General features: G+C 66.9%; 26 protein-coding genes. 23 read left to right on the plus strand and 3 right to left on the minus strand.

Annotated features, from left to right (window positions below; all coding sequences use genetic code 11):
• Positions 1-87: 87 nt before the first annotated feature.
• The 3 genes from N8I71_RS19450 (at position 88) to dacB (ending at position 2,582) form a co-directional block, all read left to right on the plus strand.
• Entirely contained in the window at positions 88-294 is a 207-nt protein-coding gene (locus N8I71_RS19450; protein ID WP_262879703.1) for a hypothetical protein, read from the plus strand.
• A 121-nt stretch (positions 295-415) separates the two neighbouring features.
• Entirely contained in the window at positions 416-1,012 is a 597-nt protein-coding gene (locus N8I71_RS19455; RefSeq protein ID WP_262879737.1) for a nicotinate-nucleotide adenylyltransferase, read from the plus strand.
• Between the two features lie 196 nt (positions 1,013-1,208).
• The gene (dacB, locus tag N8I71_RS19460; RefSeq protein WP_262879704.1) at positions 1,209-2,582 is read left to right on the plus strand and encodes a D-alanyl-D-alanine carboxypeptidase/D-alanyl-D-alanine endopeptidase; all 1,374 of its coding nucleotides are present in this window, start codon (positions 1,209-1,211) and stop codon (positions 2,580-2,582) included.
• Here the strand turns inward: dacB and N8I71_RS19465 are convergent, their stop codons facing one another.
• Positions 2,583-2,999 (minus strand): tellurite resistance TerB family protein, encoded by a 417-nt coding sequence (locus tag N8I71_RS19465; protein ID WP_262879705.1) that lies wholly within the window; start codon positions 2,997-2,999, stop codon positions 2,583-2,585. It lies immediately after the preceding gene.
• Positions 3,000-3,117: 118 nt separating this feature from the next.
• On the opposite strand from N8I71_RS19465, the gene N8I71_RS19470 reads away from it, so the two are divergent.
• From N8I71_RS19470 to N8I71_RS19490, 5 genes are all read left to right on the plus strand, one after another.
• Entirely contained in the window at positions 3,118-4,764 is a 1,647-nt protein-coding gene (locus tag N8I71_RS19470; RefSeq protein WP_262879706.1) for a lysine--tRNA ligase, read from the plus strand.
• Positions 4,765-4,768: 4 nt separating this feature from the next.
• The gene (locus N8I71_RS19475; RefSeq protein ID WP_262879707.1) at positions 4,769-5,500 is read left to right on the plus strand and encodes a DUF4336 domain-containing protein; all 732 of its coding nucleotides are present in this window, start codon (positions 4,769-4,771) and stop codon (positions 5,498-5,500) included.
• 72 nt (positions 5,501-5,572) lie between these two features.
• Positions 5,573-5,989 carry a DUF4864 domain-containing protein gene (locus N8I71_RS19480; RefSeq protein ID WP_262879708.1) on the plus strand — a complete coding sequence of 139 codons (417 nt, stop codon included), beginning with the start codon at positions 5,573-5,575 and terminating at the stop codon, positions 5,987-5,989.
• A gap of 162 nt (positions 5,990-6,151) precedes the next feature.
• Positions 6,152-8,440: a glycosyl hydrolase family 28-related protein gene (locus N8I71_RS19485; RefSeq protein ID WP_262879709.1), complete on the plus strand. Its 2,289-nt coding sequence runs from the start codon at positions 6,152-6,154 to the stop codon at positions 8,438-8,440.
• Between the two features lie 128 nt (positions 8,441-8,568).
• On the plus strand, positions 8,569-9,045 hold the full coding sequence (locus N8I71_RS19490; RefSeq protein WP_262879710.1) for a DUF427 domain-containing protein: 477 nt from the start codon (positions 8,569-8,571) through the stop codon (positions 9,043-9,045).
• On the opposite strand, the gene N8I71_RS19495 is transcribed toward N8I71_RS19490, so the two are convergent.
• Together N8I71_RS19495 and N8I71_RS19500 are read right to left on the minus strand one after the other, a co-directional pair.
• Entirely contained in the window at positions 9,014-9,520 is a 507-nt protein-coding gene (locus tag N8I71_RS19495) for a HugZ family pyridoxamine 5'-phosphate oxidase (protein ID WP_262879711.1), read from the minus strand. The two genes, N8I71_RS19490 and N8I71_RS19495, sit on opposite strands and share 32 nt — an antisense overlap.
• Before the next feature lie 32 nt (positions 9,521-9,552).
• Complete coding sequence (locus N8I71_RS19500; protein WP_262879712.1) at positions 9,553-10,182, minus strand: hypothetical protein; 630 nt, start codon at positions 10,180-10,182, stop codon at positions 9,553-9,555.
• A gap of 274 nt (positions 10,183-10,456) precedes the next feature.
• On the opposite strand from N8I71_RS19500, the gene N8I71_RS19505 reads away from it, so the two are divergent.
• The 15 genes from N8I71_RS19505 (at position 10,457) to phoU (ending at position 22,731) form a co-directional block, all read left to right on the plus strand.
• Positions 10,457-11,053, plus strand: coding sequence for a carboxymuconolactone decarboxylase family protein (locus tag N8I71_RS19505; RefSeq protein WP_262879713.1), 597 nt, complete (start codon positions 10,457-10,459; stop codon positions 11,051-11,053).
• Positions 11,050-11,889, plus strand: a complete 840-nt coding sequence (locus N8I71_RS19510) for a DUF6206 family protein (RefSeq protein ID WP_262879714.1) — start codon at positions 11,050-11,052, stop codon at positions 11,887-11,889. The genes N8I71_RS19505 and N8I71_RS19510 overlap by 4 nt, the downstream gene beginning before the upstream one ends.
• A gap of 19 nt (positions 11,890-11,908) precedes the next feature.
• On the plus strand, positions 11,909-12,367 hold the full coding sequence (locus tag N8I71_RS19515) for a tRNA (cytidine(34)-2'-O)-methyltransferase (RefSeq protein ID WP_262879715.1): 459 nt from the start codon (positions 11,909-11,911) through the stop codon (positions 12,365-12,367).
• Between the two features lie 163 nt (positions 12,368-12,530).
• Entirely contained in the window at positions 12,531-12,782 is a 252-nt protein-coding gene (locus tag N8I71_RS19520; RefSeq protein ID WP_262879716.1) for a hypothetical protein, read from the plus strand.
• A 74-nt stretch (positions 12,783-12,856) separates the two neighbouring features.
• Positions 12,857-13,183 carry an antibiotic biosynthesis monooxygenase family protein gene (locus tag N8I71_RS19525; protein ID WP_262879717.1) on the plus strand — a complete coding sequence of 109 codons (327 nt, stop codon included), beginning with the start codon at positions 12,857-12,859 and terminating at the stop codon, positions 13,181-13,183.
• Positions 13,184-13,186: 3 nt separating this feature from the next.
• Positions 13,187-13,516: a DUF5665 domain-containing protein gene (locus N8I71_RS19530; protein ID WP_262879718.1), complete on the plus strand. Its 330-nt coding sequence runs from the start codon at positions 13,187-13,189 to the stop codon at positions 13,514-13,516.
• 80 nt (positions 13,517-13,596) lie between these two features.
• Positions 13,597-13,854: a TFIIB-type zinc ribbon-containing protein gene (locus N8I71_RS19535; protein WP_262879719.1), complete on the plus strand. Its 258-nt coding sequence runs from the start codon at positions 13,597-13,599 to the stop codon at positions 13,852-13,854.
• Between the two features lie 66 nt (positions 13,855-13,920).
• Positions 13,921-14,763 (plus strand): arsenate reductase/protein-tyrosine-phosphatase family protein, encoded by an 843-nt coding sequence (locus tag N8I71_RS19540; RefSeq protein WP_262879720.1) that lies wholly within the window; start codon positions 13,921-13,923, stop codon positions 14,761-14,763.
• A complete protein-coding gene (locus N8I71_RS19545) occupies positions 14,760-15,758 on the plus strand; it encodes an ArsJ-associated glyceraldehyde-3-phosphate dehydrogenase (RefSeq protein ID WP_262879721.1) in 999 nt (332 codons plus the stop codon). Before N8I71_RS19540 ends, N8I71_RS19545 begins: the two co-directional genes overlap by 4 nt.
• On the plus strand, positions 15,755-17,029 hold the full coding sequence (gene arsJ / locus N8I71_RS19550) for an organoarsenical effux MFS transporter ArsJ (protein ID WP_262879722.1): 1,275 nt from the start codon (positions 15,755-15,757) through the stop codon (positions 17,027-17,029). The genes N8I71_RS19545 and arsJ overlap by 4 nt, the downstream gene beginning before the upstream one ends.
• Before the next feature lie 211 nt (positions 17,030-17,240).
• On the plus strand, positions 17,241-18,281 hold the full coding sequence (locus N8I71_RS19555; RefSeq protein WP_262879723.1) for a substrate-binding domain-containing protein: 1,041 nt from the start codon (positions 17,241-17,243) through the stop codon (positions 18,279-18,281).
• Positions 18,282-18,363: 82 nt separating this feature from the next.
• Entirely contained in the window at positions 18,364-19,824 is a 1,461-nt protein-coding gene (pstC, locus tag N8I71_RS19560; RefSeq protein WP_262879724.1) for a phosphate ABC transporter permease subunit PstC, read from the plus strand.
• Positions 19,821-21,170 (plus strand): phosphate ABC transporter permease PstA, encoded by a 1,350-nt coding sequence (gene pstA, locus N8I71_RS19565; RefSeq protein WP_262879725.1) that lies wholly within the window; start codon positions 19,821-19,823, stop codon positions 21,168-21,170. The genes pstC and pstA overlap by 4 nt, the downstream gene beginning before the upstream one ends.
• Positions 21,171-21,190: 20 nt before the next feature.
• Entirely contained in the window at positions 21,191-21,988 is a 798-nt protein-coding gene (pstB, locus tag N8I71_RS19570) for a phosphate ABC transporter ATP-binding protein PstB (protein ID WP_262879726.1), read from the plus strand.
• A gap of 26 nt (positions 21,989-22,014) precedes the next feature.
• Positions 22,015-22,731: a phosphate signaling complex protein PhoU gene (gene phoU / locus N8I71_RS19575; protein WP_262879727.1), complete on the plus strand. Its 717-nt coding sequence runs from the start codon at positions 22,015-22,017 to the stop codon at positions 22,729-22,731.
• The last annotated feature ends 2 nt before the right edge of the window (positions 22,732-22,733 follow it).

Here is a 22,733-nt window from a genome sequence, read left to right on the forward strand (position 1 = left end):
GAAGGCCGCCACGCGACGCGGCCTTTTTTCTTGCCTTCCGATTCCCGTCCCGTGGCGGCTTTCCCTCGAAAAGAAGGAAAGCCAGAAATGCAAAAAACCATCTTCTTTCAGCCCCTTGTTCTCCTGGCAGCGGCACTCCGCGCGCGCGTCGCGCCCCGGCGGCAAGCCAAGCCGCCGCCGCTGAGCGGTGCTGAGGTTCCCGACGGCCTGCGCGAGGATCTGGGCCTGCCGCCGAAGTACCGGATCACGCGGTCCCACGCGCCCCCCGACATGAACCCGTTGCGGTTCATGTGACGGGGAGCGCCTTGTCCCGGCGCGCGGCAACTCGCGCCGGGACGCCTGCCGCGTTGACAGCGGCCCCCGGACCGACCCATGAACGGGCGCCAGTGACACAGGAAGGGCCCGCCCCGTCGTGCTGCGTTCCGAACTGCCCCTTGCGCTGCCCGGCCAGACCGTCGGGCTTTTCGGCGGATCCTTCGATCCGCCGCATGCGGGCCATCTGCATGTCAGCCGCGAAGCGCTAAAGCGGCTCGGTCTCGACCGGGTCTGGTGGCTGGTCAGCCCCGGCAACCCGCTGAAGGACAGGGGTCCTGCACCGCTGGAGCGAAGGCTGGAGGCCGCGCGCGCGCTCGTGCACCATCCCCGCATCGTCGTCACCGACATCGAGGCCAAGCTCGGCACCCGGTATACCGCCGAAACGATCGCGGCACTGCGCCGCCTTTATCCCGGCGTCCGTTTCGTCTGGCTCATGGGGGCCGACAACCTGGCGCAGTTCGACCGCTGGCAGCATTGGGAGCGGATCATGCGCACCGTGCCGATCTGCGTGCTCGCGCGTCCCGGTCAGCGTATCTCGGCCCGGACCGCGAAGGCGGCGCAGATCTACCGGTTCGCCCGTCGTCCGGCTGGCGCGGCACGGACGCTGGCACATGCCGAGGCGCCGGCCTGGGCGTTCCTCAACGTGCCGATGGTGGATGTCTCGTCAAGCGAGATCCGCGCGCGCGGGGAGTGGTAGCGTCGGGAAACCCGGGGGTTGAGACGACTCTTTTCGTCTGCATAGTGTCCCGAAGGCTTAATGGGTTCAGTCGCAAATGTTATCCCGGCGCACATTTATATCAGCAACGCCTTCCCTGCTCTTGTCAGCGACCGCCGGTCGGGCTTGGGCGCGTGCGCCGGAGACCTCGCTCTATCCCCAGCTGAGGCCCGATGGGATGTTCCGGCGGGCCATTCAGCCGCTGGCGCAGACCATCGCCGATGCGAACCTGCCGGGCCGTGTCGGGTGTGCCGTGGCCGATGCCGCGACCGGCGAAATTCTCGAGGTTTACCAAGCGCTTTATCCGCTTCCGCCCGCGAGCGTCGCCAAGGCGATAACGACAGCCTATGCGCTCGACCGGCTGGGGCCGGGCTACCGGTTCCGCACCGCGCTGGTCAGCGACGGGACGCTGGCCGATGGCCGGCTCGAGGGTGACCTGTGGCTGGTGGGCGGCGGTGACCCACTGATGGATACCGACACTCTGGACGATATCGCCCGCGCGCTGGTCGACATCGGCCTGACACAGGTGACCGGTTCCTTCCGTGTCGCGACCGATGCGCTGCCCTTCATCGACCAGATCGATCCCGCGCAGCTTCCGCATTCGGGGTACAACCCTTCCGTCTCGGCGCTGAACCTCAACTTCAACCGCGTCTTCTTCGAGTGGGAGCCTTCGGGGACGGATTACACCATCCGGATGGATGCCCGGGGCGAGCGGTTGTCGCCGTCCGTCACGGTTTCGCGGATGACGGTCGAGGACCGCGACTACCCGGTCTACACCTTCGACAGCGACGGGCCGCGCGACGAATGGACCGTGGCGCGTGCCGCGCTGGGTGATGGCGGGGGGCGGTGGCTTCCGGTCCGGCGGCCCTCGGACTACGCAGCCGAGGTGTTCCGCCTGATCGCGCGAGAGCGCGGCATCGCGCTTGGCACGCCGGTTCTGTCGGAAAGCGCGCCGGCAACCGCGCGCGTGCTGGTCGAGCACGCGAGCCCGCCGCTCGACGAAATCCTGCGCGGCATGATGCGCTGGTCCACGAACCTCACGGCCGAGGTGGTCGGCCTGACCGCGACCCAGGCCGGTGGGGTCAGGCCGACCACCCTGGCCGAGAGCGGTGCGGAGATGAGCGCCTGGATGCGCGAGCGTCTCGGCGCACGGCAGGCGCGGTTCATCGACCATTCGGGCCTCGGGGTCGGCAGCCGCATCAGGCCCCACGACATGACCAGCGCGCTGGTCGCGGCGGGGCCGAACGGGATGTTGCGCGGTCTGATGCGGGATATCGCGATGCTTGACGCGAACGGCGCCCCCATCGTGAACCATCCGCTTCAGGTCGTCGCCAAGACCGGCACGCTCAACTTCGTGTCGACGCTGGCGGGCTACGTGCAGACGCCGTCCGACCGCACGCTCGCCTTCTCGATCTTCTGCGCCGATCTCGACCGCCGCGACCAGCTCAGCCGCGACGAGATGGAGCGTCCACCGGGTGGGCGGAGCTACAACAGGCGGGCCAAGCGCCTGCAACAGGCGCTGATCGAACGCTGGGCCGCGATGTTCCGCTGATCAGAGCGTGAGGTGCCGCGCCCGTGCGCCCCGCTCGATGGCGGCGGCGTGCAGCCTGTCGATGTTGAGCGCGTAGCGCAACTCCTCGAGAAACCGAAGTTCGGTCTGCTCCAGCGCGCCATCGGCGGCGGCCACATCGCAGGCGATGGCATAGGCCGTCTCGTTCAGCCGCTCGGGCAGCGCCTCGCGCACAAGCCCGAAAAGCGCGTCGAGCCCGTCCTCGTCCTCGAAAAGCTCGAACACCGTCTGCGCCATCGCGCGCATCCGGTCTGCGTCATAGGTGGCGAAGACCGGCAGGTTGTTCACGATCTGCTCGATCTTCACGAGCTCCGCCGTGCGGATCGACTCGTCCGAGACGGACACGGCGACCATGATCGCCACGAGTGCGTCTTCCGGGCTGAGAGTGTGGTCCTGCATCGTCGTTGTCCTTCCGGCTGCTACGACGGCGGTATTTATTGACGGCGGGGGGCCGGAGCAATAGGTGCGGGTGCGCGCCGGGCAGCGGGTCCGGCGGACCCCACCGAGGATGGACGACATGACCGAGCTGCGCGATGCCGCGATGACCTCGAAGGCCTGGCCTTTCGAAGAGGCGCGCCGCCTGCTCAAACGCTACGAGAAGGCGCCGCCCGAAAAGGGACACGTCCTGTTCGAGACGGGATATGGCCCCTCCGGCCTGCCGCATATCGGCACCTTCGGCGAGGTCCTGCGCACCACGATGATCCGACGCGCCTTCGAGGTGATCTCGGACATCCCCACGCGGCTAATCTGCTTTTCCGACGACATGGACGGGATGCGGAAGGTGCCGGGCAACGTTCCCAACCAGGAGGCGCTGCGCGAACACCTTCAGAAGCCGCTCACGCGCGTGCCCGACCCCTTCGGCGAGTTCGAGAGTTTCGGACACCACAACAACGCGATGCTGCGCCGGTTCCTCGATACCTTCGGGTTCGAGTACGAGTTCTATTCCGCGACCGAGTTCTACACCTCGGGCCAGTTCGACGAGATCCTCCTGTGTGCCGCCGAACGCTACGACGCGCTGATGGAGGTGATGCTGAAGTCGCTGCGCGAGGAACGGCAGCAGACCTATTCGATCTTCCTGCCGCTCCATCCCGAGACGGGGCGCGTCCTCTACGTGCCGATCAAGCATGTCGACGCGAAGGAGGGCACCGTCACCTTCGACGACGAGACCGGCCGCGAATGGACCGTCCCCGTCACGGGCGGCCAGTGCAAGCTTCAGTGGAAGCCCGACTTCGGCGCGCGCTGGGCGGCGCTCGGCGTCGATTTCGAGATGTACGGCAAGGACCATTCGACGAATACGCCGATCTACGATTCGATCTGCGAGATCCTCGGTGCGCCCGCGCCCGAGCATTTCACCTACGAGCTGTTCCTCGACGAGAACGGGCAGAAGATTTCCAAGTCGTCCGGAAACGGCATCTCGATCGACGAATGGCTGAGCTATGCCGCGACCGAGAGCCTCAGCTACTTCATGTTCGGCAAGCCGAAGACGGCCAAGCGGCTCTATTTCGACGTGATCCCGAAGGCGGTGGACGAGTATCACCAGCAGCTCAGGGCCTACCCCGAGCAGACGCTCGAGCAGCAGCTGGCGAACCCCGTCTACCACATCCATTCGGGCGAGGTTCCGGCCTCCACGATGATCGTGAGCTTCGCGATGCTGCTGAACCTCGCCAGCGTGGCGCACGCCGACGACAAGGAGGCGCTCTGGGGCTTCATCCGCCGCTATGCACCCGAGGCGAGCCCCGAGACCCATCCCGACCTCGACGCCGCCGCCGGCTTCGCGGTGCGTTACTACAACGATTTCGTGAAGCCCACGAAGGTCTTCCGCGCGCCGACCGACCAGGAACGCGCCGCGATGGAAGAGCTTTCGGCCTGCCTCGGGGATGCCGAGAAGGCGCTCGACGTGATCGCCCGCAAGAACGCACAGGAAGGCAAGGACATGCCCTTGCCCGAGGTCGACTGGCATGACGACGAGTTCCTGCAGTCCATCGTCTTCGCGGTCGGCAAGATCCACGGGTTCGAGCCTCTGCGCGCCTGGTTCTCGGCGCTCTACGAGGTGCTGATGGGCGCAAGCCAGGGCCCGCGCTTCGGCGGGTTCATCGCGCTTTACGGGATCGACGAGACGAAGGCGCTGATCGCCGACGGTCTTGCGGGGCGGCTCGCCGACTGAGCGCATGGCGGCGGAGGGGACATATCCGCCGCTCTTCACGCTCAAGCCCGTGGCCGGTGACGTCTGGATCGTCGATGGCCCCGAGATCGACCTCTACCGGATGCCCTTTCCGACCCGGATGACCGTGGTCCGGCTGTCGTCCGGCGCCCTGTGGCTGCATTCGCCGATCGCCTTCTCGGCCGCTCTTCTGGACGAGGTGCAGGCGCTGGGCCCGGTCCGCCACCTGATCGCGCCGAACTGGCTGCACTACGCCTATGTGCAGGATTGGGCCGATGCCGTTCCGGCCGCCGAGACATGGGCCGCCCCCGGTGTCGCGGAGCGCGCGAAGGGCCGGGGCGTGCGCCTTCGCGTCGACCACGGGCTGCAGGATGCCGCGCCCGACGCTTGGGCCGACGATCTCGTCCAGATGATCGTTCCCGGAAGTCGCATCCACCGCGAGGCCGTGTTCTTCCACACGTCCAGCCGCACTCTGATCCTGACCGACCTGATCGAGAACTTCGAGCCGCACAAGCTTCCCTGGCACCTTCGGCTGACGACCTGGGTCGCGGGCAACCAGGACCCCGATGGATCGATGCCGCGCGACATGCGGCTGACCTTCGACAAGGCGGCGCTTGCCGACGCCGTCCGGCGGATGATCGGGTGGGCACCCGAGCGGGTGATCCTGTCCCACGGGCGCTGGTATGCCCGGAACGGTGCCGAGGAACTCAGAAGGGCGTTTTCCTTCCTCGATCCATGATGGGCGTGAAACCGCGCCGTGCCGCGCTATCTCGGCATTTCAGGACACCGTCGCGACACAGGAGACCCCGGAATGCTGCGCGTTCTCATCGCCTGCCTGGCCCTCGTTCTGACCGTTCCCCTTGCCTCCGCGCAGGAACGGCTTGCCCCGAACCCCGCCATCGAGACCACCATCCAGAACCAGTTCGACGCTTTCCTCGATCGCGACGTCGGCGAGGCCTGGCAATATGCCAGCCCCAACATCCAGAGCCTTTTCGGCAGCCCCGAGAATTTCGGCCGCATGGTCGAGCAGGGGTATCCGATGGTCTGGACGCCCGGGCGGGTGGAGTTCATCGACCTGCAGTCGCTTGGCGGCATCCTCGTGCAGCGGGTCGAAGTGATCGATCAGGCCGGTACCGCCCATTACCTCGGCTACCAGATGATCGAAACGGGCGAAGGCTGGCGGATCAACGGCGTGCAGGTCCTGCGCGCGCCGCAGGTCGGGGCTTGAGGCCCGGCCGCTTAACCCGGCGTTAACCGCTCCGCACTAGAACCGCAAAAGGGTCCGCCGTCGCCGGCGGATCCTCTTTCAGACATCGCATGCACAATCGAGGTGGCCTTGACCGGGGCGCGCCTTGCTTGCCCCGTCGGCCACGCCGCTAGGGGATACAACATGAACCAGGTGATCACGGACGGTCTGGCGCTGATGCCGCCCGCCTTTTCCGAGGGGCTTTCGGTCTGGTCACGGCAGGACGGCCTGCCGGGGAGCGACACCTGGGCCACGGCGGCGAACGCCGCGCTTGTCCCCGCCGATGCCGATTTCGGCGCCTGCCTCGAAATCGTGAAGACCGACAGCGTCACGCAATTGCGTCACATGGGGCAGACACCCGTCCTTCCGGGCATGTACTTTCGCGTTTCGGCACGGGTGAAGGTCCTGTCCGGCAACCTGCCAACCCTGCGTGTCGCGGGTTGGGCAGGGGACGCGGGCGGTGCCGCCGTGCCGGGGCTGACGCTCATGGGGCCCGTGGCCACGCCCTCTGGCTACGGCGAGGTCGTCACCGTCTCGGCCATCGTCGGCACCGGCGGTCGGACGGGCGTGGACATGGCCTGGCCCGGCGCGGCCTACGGGCATTTTGGTCTGGATCTGACGGGGCCGAACTCGGGCCAGGTGCGCATCGAGAGCATCCGGATCGAGGACGTCACCCATGTCTTCCACCGCAAGATGATGGACTGGGTCGATGTCCTCGATTTCGGTGCGGTCGGCGACGGCATCACCGATGACCGCGCCGCCTTCCTCGCCGCCGATGCCGCCGCGGCGGGGCGCGAGGTGCTGGTCCCGGCAGGCGACTACCTGATCGGCGACCACCTGACGATGACGGCCCCGGTTCGGTTCGAAGGCCGTCTCGTCATGCCGGATTTCGCGCGTCTCTCGCTTCTGCAGAACTACGACCTCGACGGTTATGCCGAGGCCTTCGGCGATGACGTCGCGGGACTGAGGAAGGGGCTGCAGGTCCTCTTCAACCAGTCCGAGTTCGAGGCCTTCGACCTCTGCGGGCGGCGCGTGATCCTGACCGAACCGGTCGACGTGCAGGCGGTCGTGGGCAACAAGACCACCTATGCGAACCGTCGCGTCATCCGGAACGGTCAGCTTTCGGCCGGTGACAGCACGGGCTGGGATGACGAGGTGCATGTTCGCAACGGCACCTGGTCGGCCGCCGCGCCGAACGAATTGTCCGGCGTGGTGAACGCGGCCACCATCCCGGTCGGCGCGCTGGTGACAGCACCGCAGGGCGTGGGGCGCGAGGTCTATGTCACCTCCGTGAACGCGGCGCAGGGACGGATCACGCTTTCGGCGCCGCCCTGGGGGGCGCCTTCGCAGCAGGAATATACCTTCACGCGGTTCCGCTACCTGCTCGACTTCTCGGGCTTCCTGAACCTGCAACGCTTCGTCGTCTCGGATATCGAGTTTCTCTGCGCCGGCCGGTGTTCGGCGCTGATGCTGCCGGTGGACGGCCTGATATTCCAGGTGCAGGACTGCTTCTTCACCGGGCCGAAGGACCGTGGCATCACATCGTCCGGCACCGGCTGCCAGGGAATGCAGATCGACCGCTGCCAGTTCCTGTCGAACGAACAACCGCTGCGGGTGCAGGATCGCGCCTCCATCGGCTTCAATGCCAATGCCTCGGACATCAAGGTGCGCGACAACCGGGCGGTCCGCTTTCTCCATTTCGGCGTGATGGGCGGCGCCGGCAACATCCTGTCCGGCAACCACCTGTTCCAGGGCGACGGCGAGACGAACGGCCTGCGTTCGGCCGGGCTGATCTTCACCCGGACCAATGCACGCACGACGCTGAGCGGGAACTACATCGACAACTGCTTCGTCGAATGGGGCAACGAGCACGACGCCGAGCCCGCGATGGTCAGCGAGTTCAGCTTCCACGGGCTGAGGGTGAACGCCAACCTCTTCTTCGCCTCGAACGCCTCGCCCTTCATGAAGTTCCTGATGGTGAAGCCCTACGGGCCGGACCACTACCTCAATGGCGTGTCCGTCTGCGACAACCTCTTCAAGGAGACGAACGGACCGCCGCTGGAGGCCGTGGAGGGGGTGGACGCCTCCATCGCGCCCCTCGACCTCACGCGGGCCAACGACGTGCTGTTCCAGGGAAACACGTTCCACGGGGTGACCAAGCGGACGGAAAACCCGGTCATCCGCCGCGCGGTCGAGAACACGGCAACCACGGTCTGGGATATCGACCTCTCGGATGCGCTTCCCTTCGGCTGCGAGGCGGTGGCCGCGCTCTCGGTGTTGCCGGACGGGGCGGTGCGGAACGCGGCCGACGCGCCGGTGTTCACCATGCCCTACGCCCTGACCCGGGCCGGGGCCACCCGGCAGGCGATCGAGCTGACATGGTCCGAGCCGGTCCGGGGCGCCGTGCACCTGACCGCGCGCTGCGACACCTGATGCGCCGGTCCGGCCCGATTTCCGCGCAGGTTCCACGAGCCTCTGACACCCCCGCCGCAAGGCGGGGGTTTCCCTGTGGCCCCTGCCGCGCTAGCTGACGGCGGCAACCAACCCTAGGGGCCGACCCGATGACTGCGCTTCCGCTCGAGAATGTCCAGGACTACCCGCGCCCGCCGGCGCTCGAACCGGTCTCCGAGCGCCTGCGGGTCATTTTCGGCGGGGTCATCATCGCCGACACGACGCGCGGACTGCGCATTCTCGAGACGCACCATGCGCCCTCCTACTACATCCCGCCCGAGGACGTGCTGATGGCCACGCTGGTGCCGACATCGCGCGAGACGTTCTGCGAGTGGAAGGGCAGGGCGTCCTATTTCGACATCGTCCTCGATGGACGCCGTTCGCGGAACGCGGCCTGGTGCTATCCCGCGCCGGTGGCCCGCTATGCCGCGCTGAAGGACCACCTGTCGTTCTACGCAGGGTCCGTCGACGAGGCCTGGGTCGGCGATATCCGGGTGCAGCCGCAGCCCGGCGATTTCTACGGAGGATGGGTGACGCCGAACCTGACCGGGCGGATCAAGGGGGCGGCGGGGACCCTGCACTGGTAGGCCGCAGATCCTCGGGTGTCAGGCGGTAGGCCTTGCCGAAGCCGCCGTTGAGGAATGCCGCGACGGGGGCGAGGCGCAGAAGACGGAAATCCCCGAAATCGTAGTAGAGCTGCGCCTTGGGGTAGTGCCCGAGGTAATGCGCCTTCAGCGCGGTCTTGTCGGCGGCCTCCGCCCGGGCCTGCAGGGTCAGGCGGGGATGGGTCAGCGGATCGCCCTTCGCGCCGGGCTCGCCGAACAGGAGCGAGCAGGCCCGGTTCGCCTCGAGCGCAGCGGTGTGGTTCGAAAGCGTCGAGACGAGCGTCAGGGGCACGCCATCCCGTCCCGGCACCACCGCGATGCGCGTGACAATCGGCGATCCCGTCTCGGGGTCGATCACGCCGAGCGCGGCGTGGCGTGCCCCCGCGATCAGGCCACGTGCGAGTGCGCGGGCCTCCTCGTCGGTGGGGCGGATCGGATCGGTCGTTTTCTCGGCCATGCGCGAGGTTAGCATGGGGGGTGAGCGGGTCGCTAGAACTCCTGCCAGAGGGAGAGTGACAGGCCCACGGTGTCGCTGCCCTCGATCCCTGCGTGAAGTCCTGCCTGAAGGGACGTCCCTTCGCGCAGGTCCAGCACCACCGATGGCCGCACGGTCACGATCGGGTCGGCCCCGGGCCATTCCTCGGCCTTCAGCGCCAGGATGGTGCGCAGACGGTCGGCAAGGCGCAGCCCCAGCGTGGCCTCTGTCTGCCAGATCGCGAGCGTGCCGCCGGTGTCGAAATAGGCCGCGCCTTCGATCGTGGCCCAGCCTCCGGCATGGCCGAACGGCAACGCGCCGATCGCGCCTTCCCAGCCGCCGAAGCCGCGCCCGACGGAGCCGCCGAGCCGTACCAGCGCGTCGGATCCCGGTCCGTCCACCGTCCGCATCCCGAGCCCGGCGTCGAGCGCGACCTGCCAGGCGGTGTCGGGCGGCGTCAGGGTCCGACGCAAGAACAGCACGGTCATCTGCGAGGTATCGCCCCAACTCAGCTCCGCCCCGCCGGTAAGCCTGTGTCCGAGGCCGATTTCGGCAAATGCGGAGAGGTTGGGCTCCGCCTCCACCCGTCCGGCGAGAAGCGCCGCGCGCGCCTCCTCGCCCGAGATGGTGAAGGACAGAAACACATCGCCGGCTTCGCGCGCCCATGGTCCGGCGTCGCTCGCGGCCGCCCAAGACGAGAGAATCGCCGAAAGCAGGATCGCACATGCCTTTCCCGCCCGGTCGCCGCCCCGCGGCCCGAGCCTCTGCCCGGGAATCGTGGCGGCGGCGCAACGCATTGAAAAAGAATGCCTGTGACATGGTTAACGAAACGCTAACGGCGCTTGCGGCATCTTGCGCGGCCAAGTCCGCTCGGGCAGCCTCCGACTCTGCCATAGATCTGCCTGGGGAGGAGTCGCAGTGGCCCTTGTCGATCCACTCGACGAAGAGGGGATGGACCCCGCGCTGCGCGACCATGTGCAGTTCTTCAAGGGTCCCTTGGGTGTCATCCCGAATTCCGTGCGCACGATGGCGCACCGGGCGCCGATCGCGCGTGCATTCACCGATCTCAACGTCGCGGTCATGACCGACTACGGTTCCGTGACGCCGGAGTTCAAACGCCTCCTGGGTTATGTCTCCAGCTTCGCTTCGGGCTGTCTCTACTGCCAGGCACACATGATCCTTGCCTCCGAACGCTTCGGCGCCTCCGAAGAGCGGCTGGCCGATGTCTTCGACTTCGAGGCAAGCGAACATTTCTCGGATGCGGAAAAGGCCGCGCTTGCCTTCGCGCAGGCCGCGACGGCCGTGCCGAACGCCGTGACCGAGGAGGTGGGCGCCCGTCTCAAGGCGCACTGGGCGCCCGAGGCGATCGTGGAGATCATGGGGGTTGTCGCGCTCTTCGGCTACCTCAACCGCTGGAACGACTCGATGGGCTCCGCGCTCGAGGATCTGCCGATCTCGAAGGGGGAGGCGCGCCTCGTGGAAGCCACCGGCTGGAGCGTGGGCAAGCACCGATGAGCGAACTCGCAGGACAGGTGCGCGCGGCGCTTGCCGATGCCCGGGCCGGAGAGCCGGACCGCATGGGCTATTTCAGCGCGCCGTTCCGTCCCTCGTCCGGGCCCCTGTCGACCAAGGTGCTCAAGCCCTACAGGACGGGTCGCGACCCCGAACTGCTGGAACAGCTCGTGCGCCGTCACGAAAGCTATCTCGACTGCCTTGACCGGGCGGGCCTTCCTGTGCCCCCGACCCGGCTTCTGCTGCTGGACGAGCACGGGTTTCTCCGGCCTGTCGTCGTTCAGGACGCCGTCCCCCGCGAGGCGCTTCTGTCGGCGCTCATCTCCGGTCGTGGCCTCGGCGCGGCGCTCCAGCTTCTTGAGGGCGCAGCGGACTCAGTCTGCAGCTTCTGGGCCGGCGTGGCGCAGCGGCCCGAACGGATCGGCCTTCATGCCAGCGTCCATAACTTCGCCATCGATGCCACCGCGGGCGCGGTCTACCTGGACACGTTCCCGCCGCTGATCGGCTACTCCCGCGACGACATGGGGCGTCTGCTTGTCAGGTTCTCGGAGTCTGGTCTGATCCGGGGTATCGGCTCGCTCCTGCCGGGACGGGTGCGCGAGATACAGGACCCCTGGTATACTTTGCCGGGCAACCTCGGCCTGCTGATCGAGGGTGCGATGCGGCTGCGCCCGCAGGATCGCGAGGCGATGCTCGGCTGGGCCGAGGCCTACGCGGCGGGCCGTCTGGACGCGTCGGATCGCTCTGCGCTTCTGACGGTTCTTTCGCGGCCGCGGCCCCGCATCGGCGGCGTGGGACGCGCGAGGGGCTTCGGCTTCGGCCTGCGCCCGAATGCCTGAGGCCCTGTCCGTTCCGGACATGAAGATCGTTCTCGTCGCGCCGGAGATCCCCGGAAATACCGGCACCATCGGGCGTACCTGCGTGGCGCTCGGGATGGAGCTGATCCTGATCCGGCCCTACGGGTTCGAGCTCAGCGACAAGACGGTGCGGCGCGCGGGCCTCGATTACTGGAAACACGTGCGCCTGGCCGAATACGACGACTGGGACGCCTTCGTCGCCGATCGCCGCCCGCCGCGCGAGGCGCTTTTCCTCTTCGAGGATGACGGCGCGGCCGGCACTGTCTACGACCCCGATTACCCGGCAGGGGCCTACCTCGTCTTCGGGCGCGAGACGGTCGGCCTGCCGCCGGGCCTTCTTGCCTCCTTCGCCGACCGCGTCTTTCGCCTGCCGATGCCCGGCCGGCATATCCGCTCGCTCAACCTCGCCAACGCGGTGACGGCGGTGGCCTACCAGGCGATGCGGCCCTGGCTGGCGTGATCCGGTAACGGGAGACAGACCGTTTCCCGATTGGCGGTAGATCGATGGGGGCAGGGTCGGCTATCCAAATGTGGCAAAGCTGTGGTCGCAGGCGGTCAATTTCGGCCCGCAAGTCAGGCGGCCACCGCCACAAACAGCGGATTTGACCCAGATGGATTTTTTCATGACCAACGCAATTCTCGCCTTTGCCGCAAGCGAAACCGGTGCCCTCGGTGTCGAATGGGTCGTGTTCTCCTCCCTTTCGGTGGGGCTCGCCCTTGGTGCCATCGCCCTGATTTCGGCGACGAGCCAGGGCACCGCCCGGGAGGCCGAGGGCATGGTGTCAAGCTACGTGATCGACGACCGGTTCGACACGGAGCAGGAAGTGATGCGCCTGCAGCAGGCCGCCCGCGCCGCTGCGGACGTGCGATACTGAGGAGCGGTCCGCCACAGTCGTGTCTGGCCGTAAGGCGCCCGTGTTGCTAGGCTGGCCCCGGGGAGGAGCCAGCCATGCCGCACATCACCCGGGACGCCAGCCTTCAGACCGTGATCACCACCTTCGACACCTCGCCCGGCAATTGTGCCGATCTCATCGACGAGTTGAGCGCGGCCTATTCCGAGTTCATCTCGAAACAGCCGGGCTTCATCGCCGCGGCTTTGCATGTGAACGACGCCCAGACGCGTGTCGCAAACTACAGCCAGTGGCAGAGCCGCGACGACTTCAAGGCCATGCTGAAGAGCGACGAGATGCGGGCGCGCAATCGCCGGATCAACGCGCTGTGTCGGAGTTTCGAGCCGGTGATGTACGAAGTCTTCGCGACCCACGACGCGGTGTGATCCTTGACCGGTGAGACCAGCACCAACGACGACAATGGCCGGGATGGATCCGGCGAGGGGCAGGGTGGCCTCGAAGCGGAGGTGCGCGCGCTCCGGCAGGAACTGACGATGCTGCGCGAGCACCGGATGTTCGTTCTCTACCAGTCGGTGACGCGTGTCCTGCTGCTCCGTTTTGCATCCGGTATGGCCGTGGGCCTCGGCACCGTGATCGGCGCGACGGTTCTTCTGTCGCTCATCGTCTGGTCGCTCAGCCAGATCTCGTTCATTCCCATCATCGGCGAATGGGCTGCGCAGATCTCTCGTGCCATTTCCGAAGAGGGTGGCGCGCCATAGGTTTTCCCGAAGTCCGTTGCGGCGGAGCCGGGCAGCCCTATGTGCATCGAAGCAACCGCATGACCCTTGGAGATGCAGAAATGAAATGCCCCGTGGACGGAAGCACCCTGGTCATGGCGGACCGGCAGGGGGTCGAGATCGACTATTGCCCCGAATGCCGGGGGGTCTGGCTCGATCGGGGTGAACTCGACAAGATCATCGAGCGTTCGGCGCCCGCGGTGTCGGCTGCGCCTGTGGCTCCGGCCGCGCCTGCGCCGCATCGGGGCTACGACGACGACAACGGCGGATACCGCAAGAAGCGGCGCGGCTCCTTCCTCGACGACATCTTCGATTTCTGAGCGTTTCCGGGCCAGGCCGGGGCAGGCTGTCTTTATTCTGTTACATATTTCCGTTATTCGTGAAATATGGAATCAGTCATATCCAGCCGGCTCGCCATCCTTGGCCATCCACAGCGCCTCGCCATCCTGAGGTTGCTTATCCGGCGCTATCCCGACCGGCTTCCGGCGGGCGAGATCGCCGAGGCGCTCGCGCTCAAGGCCAGTACGCTTTCGGCCTATCTCGCCGCGCTGATGCAGGTGGGGCTGGTGACGCAGGAACGGGCCGGAACCTCGCTGCTCTATGCGCCCGACATGTCGGCCGTGCGCGGGACCTTCGACTACCTTCTGCTGGAATGCTGCCGCGGTCGACCGGACCTGTGCCCGCCATCGGGTCAGCTTCCGGCTTTGGGAGAAAGTGGCATGACCGACAGACCGTTCCGGGTGCTCTTCGTCTGCACCGGCAACTCGGCCCGTTCCATCTTTGCCGAGTGTCTCCTTCGCGATCTGGGCGGAGACCGCTTCGAGGTGCATTCGGCCGGGACAAGGCCGCGGTCCGAGTTGCATCCCTTCGCGGTGCGGGTGCTGCAAGACAAGGGCCACGACGTGTCGAGCCTCCGGGCCAAGAACGTCGCGGAGTACCAGGGGCCGGATGCGGTGCCTTTCGACTTCGTCTTCACCGTCTGCAATCGTGCCGCGAACGAGGATTGCCCGCCCTGGCGCGGTCAGCCCGTCAGCGGCCACTGGGGCATGCCCGACCCGGTGCGGGCCGAGGGGACGGAGGCCGAGCGCGCACTGGCCTTCCAGGAGGTCTACGGCGCTTTGCGCAACCGGATCGCGGCCTTCGTAGCCCTGCCGCTCCGTGAACTTGACGCGCTGTCGCTGCAGGGCGCTGTCGACGCTCTGGGCCGCACGAAGGAGAGCACGGAATGACCGTCTACGCGCTGAACGGGCTGGGCCGGATCGGAAAGCTCGCGCTCAGGCCGCTTCTGCAGCGTGGGGCGAAGGTCGCCTGGATCAACGATGCGGTCGGCGATCCGGAGATGCACGCGCATCTGCTGGAGTTCGACACGGTGCACGGGCGCTGGCCGGCGCACTTCTCCAGCGATGCGGACAGCGTCACGATCGACGACACGCGTCTGCCGTTCATCGGTGCGAAGGATCCCGGCGCGCTTCCGCTGGATGGCGTCGACGTGGTGATCGACTGCACTGGCGTCTTCAAGTCCGAGGCGAAGCTCGCCCCCTATTTCGAAGCGGGCGTGAAGAAGGTCGTGGTCAGCGCCCCGGTGAAGGACGGACCGGCCGCGAACATCGTCTACGGGGTCAACGAGGGCACGTACGACCCCGCGCGGCACCGGATCGTGACGGCGGCGTCCTGCACGACGAACTGCCTCGCCCCGGTGGTGAAGGTGGTTCACGAGAACCTCGGAATTCGCCACGGCTCGATCACGACGATCCATGACGTGACGAATACCCAGACCATCGTGGACCGGCCCGCAAAGGACCTGCGCCGCGCCCGCTCGGCGCTGAATTCGCTCATTCCGACCACGACGGGCAGCGCCACGGCGATCACGCTGATCTACCCCGAGCTCAAGGGTCGGCTGAACGGCCATGCCGTGCGCGTCCCGCTCCTGAACGCCTCGCTCACCGATTGCGTCTTCGAGCTGGAGCGGGCGACGACCGCGACGGAGGTCAACGCACTGTTCCGCGCCGCTGCCGAGGGGCCGCTTAAGGGCATTCTCGGCTACGAGGACCGACCGCTCGTCTCGGCCGACTACACCAACGACACGCGGTCCTCGATCGTCGACGGCCCGTCCACGATGGTCGTCAACGGAACCCAGCTGAAGGTCTACGCCTGGTACGACAACGAGATGGGCTATGCCCACCGCCTTGTCGATGTCGCGCTGATGGTCGGGGCCTCGGTGTGAGCACCCCAAGCCGTCCAGACGGTCTGTCGGCCTATATCGCGGTCACCGCATCCTACTGGGCCTTCATGCTCACCGACGGCGCGCTGCGGATGCTGGTGCTGCTGCATTTCCACACGCTCGGCTTCTCGCCGGTGCAGCTCGCCTATCTCTTCGTGCTCTACGAGATCGCGGGCATGGTCACGAACCTCGCGGCGGGCTGGATCGCGGCAAGGTTCGGCCTGACACGGACGCTATACGTCGGGCTCGGGTTACAGGTGCTGGCGCTTCTCGCGCTGGCGCGGCTCGACCCGTCCTGGGCCATCGGGGTCTCCGTCGCCTACGTCATGCTGGTGCAGGGCGCGTCGGGCGTGGCCAAGGACCTGGCCAAGATGTCCTCGAAGTCGGCGGTCAAGCTTCTGGCGCCGACCGAGGGCGACGGGCTCTTCCGCTGGGTTGCGTGGCTCACGGGGTCGAAGAACGCGGTCAAGGGGCTGGGCTTTCTCCTCGGTGCCGCCCTGCTGGCCACGGCGGGGTTCACGGCCTCGGTGCTGGGCATGGCCGCGGTTCTCGCCGTGATCCTGCTGGCGGTCCTCGTGGCAATGCCCGCGGGGCTGCCCTCCGGGCGCAAGGGCGCGAAGTTCACCGAGGTCTTTTCGCGATCCTCCAACGTCAACTGGCTGAGCGCCGCCCGGGTGTTCCTGTTCGGCGCCCGCGACGTGTGGTTCGTCGTCGGCATCCCGGTCTACTTCTACGCGGTCCTTTCGGATGGCACGACCGAAGGCAACCGCGCGGCCTTCTTCCTGATCGGCACCTTCATGGCGGGCTGGATCATCCTCTACGGCGGCGTGCAGGCGGCGGCGCCGCGGCTGCTCGGGGCGGCGCGCCGTCCGCAGGCGGAACTCATCGCGGCGGCACGTGGCTGGGCGCTGGCCCTCGCGGCGGTGCCCGCCGTCCTGGCGGCGGCGATTCTACTCGCCGGCGGCCCCGCATCCTGGCTCACCACGCTGCTGGTGGCGGGATTGCTCTGCTTCGGTGGGCTCTTCGCGGTGAATTCCTCGCTCCACTCCTACCTGATCCTCGCCTTCACGCGGGCCGAGCGGGTGACGATGGATGTGGGCTTCTACTACATGGCGAACGCAGGGGGGCGGCTGATGGGAACGCTTCTGTCGGGGCTCACCTACCAGGTGGGGGGACTTGCCCTGACGCTCGGCACGGCGGCGATCATGGTTCTCGTGTCCGCATGGGCGGCCGGACACCTGAACGCGCGAGCCGAGGTTTCGGCCTCGGCCTGAGCTCCAGGCGCCCGAGTCGACGCCCCTGGGCCGCAGATTCGGCATCGCGGACATATCTCCACAGACAAAAACCCCTTGGAGTTCAGGGGGGTAATCCTTGCCACGTCGAGTGTCATACAGCCGTTACAAAACTGTTAAAGAACCGTCGCGCAGGGCAGGTAGGCAGCGCCCGAGGACGCTCGTCGTCCCGGACAAAATCCATGGAGTAGTCATGTCCCATCTGAAGCTTTCCACGGCCGCAGCCGCCATCGTCGCGGTTACGGCAGTCGCAGCCTCCGCACAGACCCGCGACACCGTGCAGATCGCCGGTTCCTCCACCGTGCTGCCCTACGCCACCATCGTCGCCGAAGCCTTCGGCGAGAACTTCGACTTCCCGACGCCGGTCGTCGAATCGGGTGGCTCCTCGACGGGTCTTCGCCGTTTCTGCGAAGGCGTGGGCGAGAACACGACCGACATCGCCAACTCCTCGCGTTCGATCCGTGACTCGGAGATCGAGACCTGCGCCGCCAATGGCGTGACGGACATCATCGAGGTCCGCATCGGCTATGACGGGATCGTCTTCGCCTCGGACATCGACGGCCCCTCTTTCGCCTTCACTCCCTCGGACTGGTACCTCGCGCTCGCCGCGAACCTGCCCGTGGACGGCGCCATGGTCGCCAACCCCAACATGACCTGGGACCAGGTGAACGCCGAGCTTCCCGCCCAGAGCATCGCCGCCTACATCCCCGGCACCCGTCACGGCACCCGTGAGGTGTTCGAGGAGAACGTGATCCTCACCGGCTGCGAGGACACCGGCTCGATGCAGGCCATGCTCGACATGGGCATGGACGAGGACGCCGCCGAGGAAGCCTGCCTCGAGATCCGCGCCGACGGCGTGTCGGTCGACATCGACGGCGACTACACCGAGACGCTCGCGCGCATCAACGCCAACCCCGAGGGGATCGGCGTCTTCGGTCTGGCGTTCTACGAGAACAACACCGACCGCCTTCAGGTCGCAACGATGTCCGGCATCGAGCCGACCGTCGACACGATCTCGACCGGCGAATACCCGGTGTCGCGCCCGCTGTTCTTCTACATCAAGGCGGCACATCTCGACGTGATCCCGGGCCTGCAGGAATACGCCGAGTTCTTCATCTCCGACGATATCGCAGGCCCGTTCGGCCCGCTGGCCGCCTACGGCCTCGTCTCCGACCCCGAGCTGGCCGAAACCCAGCGCGTGGTCGCCGAGCGCGTCACCATGGGCGGCATGTGATCGCCTCCTGAGACCCCCAAGACCCGGACGGGGCCCGCAACGACGCGGCCCCGTCCTTCTCACCTGACCGGGCCCCCGCACCATGCCGCTTCTCTGGACGCTCACCATCATCCTTGTTCTCGGGGCCGTGGGCTACGTGCTTGGACGCCGCAAGGCGATCGCGAGCGCCGGCGGGGATACCCGTCTTCTCCATTCGTTGCCGGGCTACTACGGTGCGAACGCCATGATCCTGACCGTGGTGCCGGCGCTTCTGGTGCTGGCGGTCTGGCTGATCGTGCAGCCGCTCGTGATCGAGCGCAGCGTCACGAGCCTGATCCCCGCGACGACCGTGGAGGAAATCGGCTCGCGCAGCCTCGTCATGACCGAGGTGCGCCGGCTGGCCGAAGGGATCGACACCGCGATCGAGGTCGGTGCCCTGACGACAGGGGATGCGCGCGCCCTCAGCACGGAGTTCACCGACATTCGCGCCCGTCTCGGCGAGGTCGGCGTCGCGCTCGGCTCGGACGTCACGCCCCAGGTGCTCGTCGCGGCGCAGGAATACCGGGCGATGAAGGCGACCGGTCAGGCCATCATGACGGGGGTGGTTCTGGTGCTGGCCGGTCTCGGGCTGGCCTTCGCCTATGCGCGCACGCACCAGGAGTTCCGCGCGCGCAACGCCGTCGAATACGCCATCCTTTCGATCCTGCTGCTTGCCTCCACCATCGCCATCCTGACGACGGTCGGCATCGTCCTGTCGATGCTGTTCGAGACCTTCAATTTCTTCGAGCTCTATCCCTGGCGCGAATTCTTCTTCGGCCTGGAATGGCGGCCCAGCTTCGAGGGCGGGTCCGACCTCGGCCTGATCCCGCTTCTCTGGGGGACGCTCTACATCTCGGTGATCGCGCTGCTGGTGTCGGTGCCGATCGGGCTCTTCGCAGCGATCTACCTCGCGGAATACGCGTCCAGGCGGCTTCGCTCGGTCGCCAAGCCGCTGATCGAGATTCTCGCCGGCATTCCGACCATCGTCTACGGCCTCTTCGCGCTGATCACGGTCGGGCCCCTCCTGCGCGACTACTTCGCCGAGCCTCTGGGCCTCGGACAGTCGTCGTCGAGCGTGATGACCGCCGGGATCGTCATGGGCATCATGCTGATCCCCTTCGTCTCGTCGCTCAGTGACGACATCATCAACTCGGTGCCGCAGTCGCTGCGCGACGGGTCCTACGGCCTCGGTGCCACGCAATCGGAAACCGTCAAGCAGGTGATCCTGCCCGCCGCCCTTCCGGGCATCGTCGGCGCCATCCTTCTCGCCGCCTCGCGCGCAATCGGCGAGACGATGATCGTGGTCCTCGGCGCGGGCGCCGCGGCCAAGCTCAGTCTCAATCCGTTCGAGGCGATGACAACGGTGACCGTCAAGATCGTCGGCCAGCTGACGGGCGATACGAACTTCGAGAGCCCCGAGGCGCTGGTGGCCTTCGCGCTGGGCCTGACGCTCTTCGTCATCACGCTGGGGCTGAACGTTCTCGCCCTCTACATCGTCCGCAAGTACCGGGAGCAGTACGAATGACCGACGCGACCGCGACCGCAGCGCCCCGGCCGCACGGGGCGGGCTCGCTCCTGGCTCAGGACGAACGCACGCGCCGCCGCAACAAGGCGGAGGCGCGGTTCCGCGCCTATGGCCTTTCCGCCGTCATCATCGGCATCCTTGCGCTCGTGCTGCTGCTGGTTTCGATCCTGTCGAACGGTCTGAGTTCCTTCCGGCAGACTTTCATCACCTTCCCGGTGATGCTTCAGGCCGAACGGCTCGACCCCGAGGGAAACCGCAATCCGGCAGAAATGGCCGAGGTCACGACCTTCGGATACCTCCCGATCCTGGCGCAGGCATTCGTCGAGCATGTCGAAAGCCTCGGCATCGAGCATGACGTCGGGCTGCGGGACATGGCCGCCATGATCTCGGACGAGGCGCCGGCGCAACTCAGGGCGCGGGTTCTGGCGAACCCCGACCTCATCGGCCAGACCATCGAGGTCGAGGTGCTGGCCGGCGGGCGCATCGACGGCTTCTTCAAGGGGCGGGTCACGTTGGCTTCGGCCGAGCGCGACCGCAACGTAACGCCCGCTCAGCTGGTCCTCGCCCAGGCGCTGGCCGAAGAAGGCTCGATGGAAACGCGGTTCAACTGGTCCTTCGTGACGGCGCCCGATGCCTCCGGCCAGCGTCCCGAGGCGGCGGGCCTCGGCGTGGCCATCGTCGGCTCGTTCTACATGATGCTGGTCGTCCTCGCGCTGGCACTTCCCATCGGTGTGGCAGCTTCGATCTACCTTGAGGAATTCGCGCCGAAGAACCGGTTCACCGACCTCATCGAGGTGAACATCTCGAACCTCGCGGCCGTTCCCTCGATCGTCTTCGGCATCCTCGGCCTCGCGACCTTCATCAACTTCGCGGGCCTGCCGCAATCGGCGCCCATCGTCGGCGGCCTCGTCCTGACGCTGATGACGCTGCCCACCATCATCATCGCCACCCGCGCGAGCCTGCGCGCGGTGCCGCCCTCGATCCGGGAGGCCGCGCTTGGCCTCGGTGCCTCCAGGATGCAGAGCGTGTTTCACCATGTCATGCCTCTGGCGGCGCCCGGTATCCTGACCGGCACGATCATCGGGCTTGCGCAGGCGCTGGGCGAGACCGCGCCGCTTCTCCTGATCGGGATGGTGGCCTTCGTCCGCGAGTTCCCGGCCGCGCCGCCCGAGGGCCTCTTCGACGCCGCTTCGGCGCTGCCGGTTCAGGTCTACAGCTGGACCCAGCGTTCGGACCCCGCCTTTGTCGAGCGGGCGTCGGGCGCGATCATCGTGCTCCTGGTCTTCCTGATCATCATGAACGCCGTGGCCGTGATCCTGCGCCGCCGCTTCGAGCGCCGGTGGTAACGCCCGTGGAGGATGCCAATATGAACGACATGAGAGTGACGGAGCGCGAAGTGGACGACCTGGAAATCAAGATGAAGGCGCGCAATGTCGACGTCTTCTACGGCGAGACCCATGCCATCAAGCACGTCGATGTCGATATCCGGGACAAGACCGTCACCGCCTTCATCGGCCCCTCCGGCTGTGGCAAGTCGACGTTCCTGCGCTGCCTCAACCGGATGAACGACACCATCGACGTCGCGCGCGTCGAGGGCGAGATCACGCTCGACGGCGAGGATATCTACGACAAGCGCGTGGACCCGGTGCAGCTGCGCGCCAAGGTCGGCATGGTGTTCCAGAAGCCCAACCCGTTCCCCAAGTCGATCTACGACAACGTGGCCTACGGACCGCGCATCCATGGCCTGTCCAGGAACAAGGCCGACCTCGACGAGATCGTGGAACGGTCGCTTCGCCGCGCCGCGCTCTGGGAAGAGGTGAAGGACCGGCTGGCTGCGCCCGGCACCGGCCTGTCCGGCGGTCAGCAGCAGCGCCTGTGCATCGCGCGGGCTGTTGCCACCAATCCCGAGGTCCTTCTGATGGACGAGCCGTGCTCGGCGCTCGACCCGATCGCGACGGCGCAGGTTGAGGAGCTGATCGACGAGCTGCGCTCCCGCTTCTCGGTGGTCATCGTCACCCACTCCATGCAGCAGGCCGCCCGCGTCAGCCAGAAGACCGCGTTCTTCCACCTCGGCGAGCTCGTCGAGTTCGATTCCACGTCGAAGATTTTCACCAACCCGGACGATCCCCGCACCGAAAGCTACATCACCGGGCGGATCGGCTGAGGCGCTCCCAGGAAAGCATTTGCATCATGGCTCCTTCCGAACACATCGTCTCGTCCTTCGACCGTGACCTCGAAGGCATCCAGGCCAACATCATGCGCATGGGCGGCCTCGTCGAGGATGCCATCGCCAAGGCGGCGCAGGCCTTCGAGGCCCGCGATCCCGAGCTGGCGCATGCCGTCCGGCAGGGCGACGCGGCCATCGACGCGCTCGACGTGCAGATCAACGAGGAGGCCGCGCGCATCATCGCCCAGCGTCAGCCCATCGCGAGCGACCTGCGCACCGTCCTGTCGGTGTTCCGCATCTCCTCGAACCTCGAGCGGATCGGGGATTATGCCAAGAACATCGCCAAGCGGGCCGAGGCGATCATGGACCATCCCCCGGTCAACGGCACCGGCGCCTCGCTCCGCCGAATGGCGCGGCAGGTGGAACTGATGCTGAAGGACGTGCTCGACGCCTATATCCAGCGCGACGCAGACAAGGCGCTCGACGTGCGCGACCGCGACATCGAGGTGGACCAGATGTATTCGGCGCTGTTCCGCGAATACCTCACCTTCATGATGGAGGACCCGCGCAACATCACCACCTGCATGCATCTGCACTTCATGGCCAAGAACATCGAGCGCATGGGCGACCACGCGACCTCGATCGCCGAGCAGGTGATCTACATGGTGACGGGCGACATGCCCGGCGAGGACCGGCCCAAGCAGGACAACGTGTCCGCCGCGGGCGGTGTCCCGCGGTAGAG

The organism is Roseicyclus sediminis (genome assembly GCF_025515305.1).
Lineage (GTDB): Bacteria > Pseudomonadota > Alphaproteobacteria > Rhodobacterales > Rhodobacteraceae > Roseibacterium > Roseibacterium sediminis.

Coding starts and splice junctions, on each gene's coding strand:
- N8I71_RS19450 (WP_262879703.1), top strand. CDS start 88: ATGCAAAAAACCATCTTCTTTCAGCCCCTTGTTCTCCTGGCAGCGGCA.
- N8I71_RS19495 (WP_262879711.1), bottom strand. CDS start 9,520: ATGGCCGAGAAAACGACCGATCCGATCCGCCCCACCGACGAGGAGGCC.
- pstC (WP_262879724.1), top strand. CDS start 18,364: ATGCCGCTTCTCTGGACGCTCACCATCATCCTTGTTCTCGGGGCCGTG.
- pstA (WP_262879725.1), top strand. CDS start 19,821: ATGACCGACGCGACCGCGACCGCAGCGCCCCGGCCGCACGGGGCGGGC.
- N8I71_RS19490 (WP_262879710.1), top strand. CDS start 8,569: ATGACTGCGCTTCCGCTCGAGAATGTCCAGGACTACCCGCGCCCGCCG.
- N8I71_RS19515 (WP_262879715.1), top strand. CDS start 11,909: ATGAAGATCGTTCTCGTCGCGCCGGAGATCCCCGGAAATACCGGCACC.
- N8I71_RS19465 (WP_262879705.1), bottom strand. CDS start 2,999: ATGCAGGACCACACTCTCAGCCCGGAAGACGCACTCGTGGCGATCATG.
- N8I71_RS19545 (WP_262879721.1), top strand. CDS start 14,760: ATGACCGTCTACGCGCTGAACGGGCTGGGCCGGATCGGAAAGCTCGCG.
- N8I71_RS19540 (WP_262879720.1), top strand. CDS start 13,921: ATGGAATCAGTCATATCCAGCCGGCTCGCCATCCTTGGCCATCCACAG.
- N8I71_RS19480 (WP_262879708.1), top strand. CDS start 5,573: ATGCTGCGCGTTCTCATCGCCTGCCTGGCCCTCGTTCTGACCGTTCCC.
- N8I71_RS19535 (WP_262879719.1), top strand. CDS start 13,597: ATGAAATGCCCCGTGGACGGAAGCACCCTGGTCATGGCGGACCGGCAG.
- N8I71_RS19510 (WP_262879714.1), top strand. CDS start 11,050: ATGAGCGAACTCGCAGGACAGGTGCGCGCGGCGCTTGCCGATGCCCGG.
- N8I71_RS19525 (WP_262879717.1), top strand. CDS start 12,857: ATGCCGCACATCACCCGGGACGCCAGCCTTCAGACCGTGATCACCACC.
- phoU (WP_262879727.1), top strand. CDS start 22,015: ATGGCTCCTTCCGAACACATCGTCTCGTCCTTCGACCGTGACCTCGAA.
- dacB (WP_262879704.1), top strand. CDS start 1,209: ATGTTCCGGCGGGCCATTCAGCCGCTGGCGCAGACCATCGCCGATGCG.
- N8I71_RS19470 (WP_262879706.1), top strand. CDS start 3,118: ATGACCGAGCTGCGCGATGCCGCGATGACCTCGAAGGCCTGGCCTTTC.
- N8I71_RS19520 (WP_262879716.1), top strand. CDS start 12,531: ATGACCAACGCAATTCTCGCCTTTGCCGCAAGCGAAACCGGTGCCCTC.
- N8I71_RS19475 (WP_262879707.1), top strand. CDS start 4,769: ATGGCGGCGGAGGGGACATATCCGCCGCTCTTCACGCTCAAGCCCGTG.
- pstB (WP_262879726.1), top strand. CDS start 21,191: ATGAACGACATGAGAGTGACGGAGCGCGAAGTGGACGACCTGGAAATC.
- N8I71_RS19485 (WP_262879709.1), top strand. CDS start 6,152: ATGAACCAGGTGATCACGGACGGTCTGGCGCTGATGCCGCCCGCCTTT.
- N8I71_RS19555 (WP_262879723.1), top strand. CDS start 17,241: ATGTCCCATCTGAAGCTTTCCACGGCCGCAGCCGCCATCGTCGCGGTT.